Below are 7717 nucleotides of genomic sequence, written 5' to 3' on the forward strand. Positions count from 1 at the left end.
AAGGCGTGTCAATACCCCTTACACGGCGTCCGCGCGCGCAGCACTTTGCGGCAAAGCGATACGTGCCTCAAAGCCGTTCTCAGCGCCCGGTCTTGGCGACGTAAGCGTCAGAACACTTCCGGTGCGCTTGGCAATTGCCGCTACGATAAACAGACCCAAGCCGCTACCATCGCGCCAGGGGTCGCCGCGCTGAAACCGCTCCGTCAACCGAGCAAGATGATCCTGGGGGACGACCGGCCCGTCATTGGCCACGATCAATTCACCGTCGGGCGTTAGTATGACGTCGACCGGGCAATTGTCGCTCCCGTGACGAATGGCATTCTCGACCAGATTGCGGCAAAGGATGCCAAGGGCGTCAGGGTCGAGAGACGACAGGACCGGCGCGCCAGGCAGGTCAAGCGTGATACCCGGAGCATGTTCCCCCCGCTGCATGTCTTCGACCACAATGCGCACCGCAAGGCGCAGGTCCAACTCATGATCCGAGTGCAATCGGCCTCCCTCGGCGCGGGCGAGTTGCATCAGCCGTTCGGTCCGACGTGTCAGCCGCTTTAGCGTCTCTTCGATTTCGGTCGCCCGCGTGGCCGCCGCCGCATCTGTGGTTTCCGTTCTGAGGCGTTGCGCCTGGGCGATGGCACCTGCGAGCGGTGTTCGTAATTCGTGCGCGGCATTGGCGGCAAAACTTCGTTCCGCCTCAAATGCCTCACGCAGCCGCTCCAAAAGGGTATTGAGAGTCGCCGCAAGCGGACCAATTTCCGAAGGCAGGTCATCGGCCGACACCTGCGAGAGATCCTGGGCATTGCGGGCATCCAGACTGTTACGGAAACGACGCAGGGATTTAAAACCCGTCCGAACGGCAAACATGATCGCCAGAAGTGCCACCGGAATGACAATCAGAAGAGGCAGCCCGAGGCCGAGCAAAATCCCGCGCGCGACATTCGCACGGTGGTCCAGAGGTTCCGCCACCGTGATGCGGATCGTTCCCTGCAGGGCGTCATCGTTGAATAGCCGGTGCGTCGCGGTTTGGCGGAAACCGGGCCCGTCATAGTCGGGGAACACTGCAAGGTCTGCGGCGTGCGACTGCAGCAATATACGCCCGTCTCTGTCTCGAACGATATAAGTGAAGAATTCGTCATGGGCACGAATAACGCCAAGCTGTTGGGTAACGCCAGCGTCCTCGCGCCCGACAATTTCGACAACAGCCAGCGGCAGCAGGCGTTGCGCCGTTTCCTCCAGCGCCGAGTCAAAGACCCTGTCCATATCGTGGCGCAAGGTTACGGTTGTCACCAAGGCAGCTGCTATCCAGAGTAAGGTCAGCAGAATGCCAAGGGACAATCCCAACCGCGCTTGCAGGCTGTGTGGCAGTCTCATGGCTTGCCGAGCCGATAGCCAAGGCCGCGTTCAGTCTCGATAATCTTGCTCCCCAGCTTCTTACGCAGATGGCTCACATGAACCTCTATGGTGTTACTCTCCACTTCGGCACCAAAGGCGTATAGTTTTTCCTCAAGCTGCATCTTGGACAGAAGCTGGCCGGGACGCCCGAGGAATGCCTCAAAAAGCGCCCATTCGCGCGCGGTCAATGAAACCGGCTTTCCATTAAGACGGATGCTGCGCATGGTAAGGTCGACCTCAAGCGGCCCGTGGGTGATGATCGGATTTGGGTTGCCGGTATAGCGCCTGGCGACAGAGCCGATACGCGCTGTCAATTCGGAAAGATCGAATGGCTTGACAAGGTAGTCGTCTGCGCCTGCGTTCAACCCTTCGATCCGGTCGGTCACCTGGTCAAGTGCGGTCAGAATGATCACCGGCGTCACGTCGCCTCGCGCGCGCAAGCCGTTCAGGAAGCTGATGCCGCGACCGTCAGGTAACATCAGGTCGAGCAACACCAGATCATAGGCAGCCCCTGCAAGGGCATCACTGGCCGCGTCAAGACGCATGACCCAATCCACCGACTGGCCAGCCCCAGCGATTTCGTCTCGCACGGCGGCCCCCAAAACGGTATCGTCCTCGACAAGCAGGATGCGCATTCCAGTTCCCTTCACTTTCCCGATGACCTTTCATGGCAGGCCAAACTGACGTAAAACTGAAGCCATCAGAGCCAGGGCTTCAGGCTCTCGTAAGGTCCATGGCGTATGAGTTGCATCAAAATGACCCCAGCGAGGAGTTTGGCTCATGAAAAAGATATTGACAATTATCGGTTTTCTCGCGGGCTTCCCGGTCGGTGTCGCATTGGCCGATGATGACTGCTTTGTTCCAATGACGGACTGGCAACCGCGAGACGCCATTGCCCGGCTGGCTGAAGAAAACGGCTGGAAGGTTCGCCGCATCAAAATCGATGACAACTGCTACCAGATTGACGGCAGGGACGCCGCAGGCCGCCAGATTGAAGTGAAGGTTCACCCCGCAACGCTTCAAGTGATCGAAATCGAATACGAAGACGATGATCATACACGCCGAAACAAGAAAGGCCGCCACAATGAATGACGCGGCAAGAGGTCCTGAGGTTGTCGGTGCAGCGTCAGGCCGTCGGTTTATCTGGCAGATTCCAACCTTCGACGGGATCCTGAGATTGATCGGCCCCTTGCTGGTCGCACTGGCTTGCTGTATCGCGGGCGGTCTTGGCATTGTCACCTATGCACCATATGGTCCTGCTGCGGCCATCGGAGTAGCGGTTGGTGCCATGGCTGTCGTCGCGATGAGCCAAACCCTGATTCTTGCCGCACGCCCCAGCGTGCTGGAACCTTTGTTCGGGGGCCTTGATCGCATGTATCGGGTTCACAAATGGCTGGGCATCTCGGCGCTTGTGCTCATGATCCTGCACGACCAGTTCGAGCCCGATTTCGACCACACAGTACGTGAGACGAGCCTCGGTGACTTTGCCAGCGATGCGGGCGAGTTTGCCTTCAACGCCTTTCTGGCGCTAATCGCAATCAGCTGGTTTCGACGTTTACCGTTCATCAGGCTGGAGATTCCCTATCAGCTGTGGCGTTTCAGCCATCGTTTCATGGGTATTTTTTTCGCAATAGTCGTGTTTCACCAGTTCTTTGTCGACATGCCAAACATTGCGAATCCATCCCTCTCCCAGCTTTTAAATATCTTTGGCATCGCCGGACTGGTCGCTTGGGTCCATACCGAATTCATCGCCCGGCGCCTGCGGCGTCGGCAGTTTACGGTCCGTGCAATCAGCCAACACGCAGAGACCACTACGCTGACGCTGACGCCCATTGGGCCGGCCATGCACTGGCGACCAGGACAGTTTGCCTTTATCAGCGCACCCGACGCCGGATTATCCGAGCCGCATCCCTTCACAATTTCCAGCGCCCCGCGCTCCGATGGCGCACTTACACTTTCTATTCGCGCACTCGGCGGCTGGACCCGGCGCCTGCCCAACGCCCTGCGCCAAGGCATGCACATAGAACTCGAAGGTCCTTATGGACGGTTCGATTTTCGCAAGGGCCGCGCGCATCAGATCTGGCTGGCTGGCGGCGTCGGTATCACGCCATTCCTCGCCTGGGCCGACAGCCTGACCAAAGCAGAGCGGCGCAAAATCCATCTTGTCTATTGCGTCAGCACACCGGGAAACGCAATCGGGCTGGAGACCCTTCGGGCAGCAGCGCAAGGCACGGCACAGTTCAGCTTCGAGGTGATAGCAACCGCGCAGGATGGCCGTTTGACCGCAGAGCAGTTGATCGGATCGGTACCGTTTCCTGTTCGAGAGGCTGACCTGTGGTTCTGCGGACCGACAGGACTGAAAAACGGAATACTCAAAGACCTGAAAGCGTCAGGCCAGACGCCTCGGCAGGTGCGCTACGAACATTTCACATTCGCTTGACCGACGTCCTACAAGATTACCGCGCGACAAGAGCGCGTTCACCACACCCAACCTCCGCCGGGTGGCGTTTTGCTTCCTGACGGCAAGCTGAAGCAGAAATCGCTTCGCCGTCAGGAACCTATCAGGTCGGGTCTGCACAATGACGCTAGCAGACAAAAAGGAGGCCCTGCCATGCGAAAGATCCTCATACTTCTTGCCACTTCCAGCGCGCTGACCGCCGCTATCGGCTTGCCAGCCTGGAGTGCTCTGCAAGCCCCCACCGACGCGAACTCTCAATCCTTTGCCGCTTTCTTCGAAGACGCGGCACAGACACTGCCGCTCATTCTGGCCAGTAACGATGACGGCCACAGCTTTTTCAAAAGCTCCCGGCGACGTCACGATCACGATGATGACGACGATCATGATGACAGTGATGACGATGATGACGATTGCGACGGCGGATGCCGAGGTGGCGCGCCTAATCCTGCTCCCGCTGGCACTGTTGCGCCACCGCAGAACGGGCTCTTTGGCAGTGGGGCGGCACCAAAGGTTCAGGTAAACTGAACCTTTCAGACATATTTCAATCCAGAAGGACTGCCACGATGAAATCACTTCTCGCAACCCTTGTTGTCACCACGGCACTGACGTTTCCCGGCGCCGCCATGGCGCGCCCGGTCACTCTCTCGACAACACTCAACAATTATGGGGGCGACGGCGCCTATCTTGCGCTTTACGTCACAGATACGTCCGGCGCTTATGTCGGCAGCCTGTGGATGGCTGGCACCAAGTCGAAATATTATGAACACCTGACAGACTGGTATCGCGCCACCGGTGGCGACACCGGCCAGATCAATGGCATCACCGGCGCCAGTCTGGGCGCAGGCCGCACGCTCGAAATCACACTAGACCTCGCCGATACGCTGTTTGATGCAGGCTACACACTTCACATCGACGCTGCCGTCGAAGATATGCGCGACAGCCCGAACGAAGTATCTGTGCCACTGACGACGACCGGTGCGGGTACGCCTGTCAAGGGGCGTCGCTATATCGCCAGCTTCACCTACGATATGTGAAGGAGACAAGCGCCATGATCCGCGCTCTTCATCGCTGGCCGGGCCTTCTGGCGCTGGGGATCATCATGGTTCTTGCGCTCAGCGGTGCCGCGCTATCGGTCTTTCCGGCGCTCGAACACCTGTCCGCCCCTCAGGCCGAGGCGGATATGAGCGTTGGCGTATTGGCCAAGCGCATCCAGACTTCCTATCCTGGCGTCGAACAGATCCGCCGCGCGCCCTCGGGACGGATCACCGCCTACTGGTTCGATCAAGGGGTCCCCGATGCCGCCGTGATCGACCCCGCGACAGGTCAGGGCGTGGCGTCGGCCGACCCCAATCAGGTGGAACGCTGGCTGACGCATTTGCACCGATCACTGTTCCTTGGCGACGCCGGGCGCATCGGCATGGCAACAGGTGCTGCGGCCATGCTGGTATTGGCACTATCGGGCACAGCACTGGTCGCACGGCGCGCCGGTGGATGGCGGCACTGGTTCGCCCCCCTGCGCGGACCGTTCGCAAGCCGGGTACATGTCGAGGTCGCACGGGTCGCGGTGTTTAGTCTTGTCCTTTCCTCTGCCACGGCCTTGTGGATGACGTCCTCCACCTTTGATCTTCTCCCGGATGGTCGGAGCGCCCCCGCATTCCCCACCAGTATCAGCGGTGAGAGCGGCATCGCACTTACCAAACTGGCAGTAATCGGCGACGTCCCTGTGGCGGAATTGCGAACGTTGAACTTCCCCTATCCCGGCGACGCCACCGACGTCTTCACGTTGAAAACGGACGAGGGTGTCGGCTACCTGGATCAAGGAACAGGAGAGCTGTTGAGTTGGACCGACCTGTCAGGGTGGGAGCGCGTCTCGGAAACCGTTTACATGCTCCATACAGGCCAAGGTGCGGCCACGCTGGGGCTGGTGCTGGGGCTGATGGTGCTTGGTATACCCCTGATGGGTGCGACGGGCGTCGCAATCTGGCTTACTGGACGGCGCAGGCATGTGCAAATTCGAGGCAATCATCCGGCTGGGCGGGCTGAGACGATCCTGCTTGTCGGCAGCGAAAGCGGCAGCACCTGGGGTTTTGCCGCCACGCTGCACGCAGCACTTACAGAAGCGGGGCAGTGTGTCCATGTCGCATCAATGTCGACTTTTGCACCAGACCGCTATACCCGCGCCGAACGCATCATTCTCCTTGCCGCGACCTATGGCAACGGCGATGCACCGGCATCTGCCAAAGGTTTCCTTGATCGCCTCAAAACGCTGGACCATGCGCCCGAGATGCCATTGGCAGTGCTTGGCTTTGGCGACCGCAGCTTTCCGGCCTATTGCGCCTTCGCCAAAGCCGTCGCCGAACTGGCGGAGGCAAAGAAGTGGCCGGAACTGATGCCCTATGACACCGTGAACCGCCAGTCGCCGCAGGATTTCGCACGCTGGGGGCAGGCACTTGGGAACGTGCTGGGGATCACGTTGGAACTCACCCATCAGCCAGTCCTGCCGCAGACGGACACGCTGACCCTTGTTTCGCGACGCGACTATGGGGCCGAGGTACAAGCACCGGCAGCGATCCTGCGCTTCGCGCTGCCGCGGTCGACGCTGTGGCAACGGCTGACCGGAGCTGGATTTTCACGCTTTCAGGCCGGTGACCTGATGGGTATCCTTCCCGAAGGATCCACCATGCCACGCCTCTATTCACTTGCCTCTTCACGCCGCGACGGCTTTATCGAGATCGTGGTGAAAAAGCACCTGGGCGGTCTTTGTTCCGGTCAGTTGACAGCGTTGAAGACTGGCGAGACAATTTCCGCTTTCCTGCATCGCAATCCCGGATTCCAGCCGGGCAAAGGCCCCGCGCCCCTCCTCCTGATCGGTGCGGGAACAGGCATAGGTCCTCTGGCGGGGTTTATCCGCAGCAACGTGGGGCACCGGCCCATTCATCTCTTTTTCGGAATGCGCAACCCCGACAGCGATTTCTTTTACAGCGACGAAATGCAGAACTGGCAGGCCGACGGTCGTCTTGCCCGGCTCGTTATGGCCGTGTCGCGCGGAACACCACCATGTTATGTACAAGACGCGCTGCGTAAAGACGCCACAAATGTCACCCGGCTCATTCGCGATGGCGCACGCGTCATGGTGTGCGGCGGTCGCGAAATGTCGACGGGTGTCGCCGATGCCCTGACAGATATCCTGGCAGCTAGCGTGCAAACGCCCGCCACACTAAAAGCGGAGGGACGGTATGTCGAAGATATCTACTGAACCGATACGTCATGCGCTTAACGGCCCCACCATGGGCACGCGCTGGTCGGCGTTGTTCTTCACCCCACCAGAATACGACCCGGCCCCCGTGCAATCCGCCTTACAGATAGCGGTAGATGAGGTGGACGCGCAAATGTCAACCTGGAAGCCCGACAGCGATCTGATGCGCTTGAATGCGGTGCCAGTCAATCAATGGGTGGACGTTCCGGCACAGCTTCTCCATGTCCTGCGTCTTGGGCTTGAGATCGGACATGCTTCGGACGGTGCGTTTGACATTGGCATGGGAGATGCGGTGACAGCTTGGGGGTTCGGACCTCAAAACGCAGAACCCGAGCAGATCCGTGCCGCGATAACCGCGTCGCGCATACCCGCCCATATCGCTCTTGAGACAGGCGAAGGCCGCATCCGCAAGACCGCCCCGCTCACGTTGGACTTCAATGGCATCGCCAAAGGCTACGGCGTTGATCAACTGGCCCAAACACTCGACGATTTTGGCATCACAGCGGGCCTTGTCGGTATCGACGGCGAAATGCGCGCAATCGGGCTAAGATCGGACGGGGCGCCGTGGAGCATTGCCGTAGAGGCACCGGATCCCGCGCGTCGCGCCCCCAATT

General features: G+C 59.6%; 8 protein-coding genes. 6 read left to right on the forward strand and 2 right to left on the reverse strand.

Annotated elements, in window-relative coordinates:
* Window positions 1-18: 18 nt before the first annotated feature.
* On the reverse strand, window positions 19-1368 hold the full coding sequence (locus AAC086_RS21130) for an ATP-binding protein (RefSeq protein WP_339781759.1): 1350 nt from the start codon (window positions 1366-1368) through the stop codon (window positions 19-21).
* The gene (locus AAC086_RS21135; protein ID WP_339781761.1) at window positions 1365-2039 is read right to left on the reverse strand and encodes a response regulator transcription factor; all 675 of its coding nucleotides are present in this window, start codon (window positions 2037-2039) and stop codon (window positions 1365-1367) included. The genes AAC086_RS21130 and AAC086_RS21135 overlap by 4 nt, the downstream gene beginning before the upstream one ends.
* 130 nt (window positions 2040-2169) lie before the next feature.
* On the opposite strand from AAC086_RS21135, the gene AAC086_RS21140 reads away from it, so the two are divergent.
* The 6 genes from AAC086_RS21140 to AAC086_RS21165 all read left to right on the forward strand — a co-directional run.
* Complete coding sequence (locus tag AAC086_RS21140; RefSeq protein WP_339781763.1) at window positions 2170-2481, forward strand: PepSY domain-containing protein; 312 nt, start codon at window positions 2170-2172, stop codon at window positions 2479-2481.
* Window positions 2474-3829 carry a ferredoxin reductase family protein gene (locus tag AAC086_RS21145; protein ID WP_339781765.1) on the forward strand — a complete coding sequence of 452 codons (1356 nt, stop codon included), beginning with the start codon at window positions 2474-2476 and terminating at the stop codon, window positions 3827-3829. Before AAC086_RS21140 ends, AAC086_RS21145 begins: the two co-directional genes overlap by 8 nt.
* Window positions 3830-4000: 171 nt before the next feature.
* Complete coding sequence (locus tag AAC086_RS21150; protein WP_339781767.1) at window positions 4001-4372, forward strand: hypothetical protein; 372 nt, start codon at window positions 4001-4003, stop codon at window positions 4370-4372.
* A 38-nt stretch (window positions 4373-4410) separates the two neighbouring features.
* Window positions 4411-4881, forward strand: coding sequence for a DUF2271 domain-containing protein (locus AAC086_RS21155; RefSeq protein WP_339781769.1), 471 nt, complete (start codon window positions 4411-4413; stop codon window positions 4879-4881).
* Window positions 4882-4895: 14 nt separating this feature from the next.
* A complete protein-coding gene (locus tag AAC086_RS21160) occupies window positions 4896-7103 on the forward strand; it encodes a PepSY domain-containing protein (protein ID WP_339781771.1) in 2208 nt (735 codons plus the stop codon).
* Window positions 7084-7717 (forward strand): FAD:protein FMN transferase (locus AAC086_RS21165; RefSeq protein WP_339781773.1); only part of this gene is annotated, 634 nt, incomplete at its 3' end. The genes AAC086_RS21160 and AAC086_RS21165, both read left to right, overlap by 20 nt.

Origin of the sequence: uncultured Thalassospira sp. (assembly GCF_963976115.1) — a bacterium.
Taxonomy (GTDB): domain Bacteria; phylum Pseudomonadota; class Alphaproteobacteria; order Rhodospirillales; family Thalassospiraceae; genus Thalassospira.

What these genes read in the sequence shown, in the direction of transcription:
- AAC086_RS21160 (WP_339781771.1), top strand. Translation starts at nt 4,896, where the DNA reads ATGATCCGCGCTCTTCATCGCTGGCCGGGCCTTCTGGCGCTGGGGATC.
- AAC086_RS21130 (WP_339781759.1), bottom strand. Translation starts at nt 1,368, where the DNA reads ATGAGACTGCCACACAGCCTGCAAGCGCGGTTGGGATTGTCCCTTGGC.
- AAC086_RS21145 (WP_339781765.1), top strand. Translation starts at nt 2,474, where the DNA reads ATGAATGACGCGGCAAGAGGTCCTGAGGTTGTCGGTGCAGCGTCAGGC.
- AAC086_RS21150 (WP_339781767.1), top strand. Translation starts at nt 4,001, where the DNA reads ATGCGAAAGATCCTCATACTTCTTGCCACTTCCAGCGCGCTGACCGCC.
- AAC086_RS21140 (WP_339781763.1), top strand. Translation starts at nt 2,170, where the DNA reads ATGAAAAAGATATTGACAATTATCGGTTTTCTCGCGGGCTTCCCGGTC.
- AAC086_RS21155 (WP_339781769.1), top strand. Translation starts at nt 4,411, where the DNA reads ATGAAATCACTTCTCGCAACCCTTGTTGTCACCACGGCACTGACGTTT.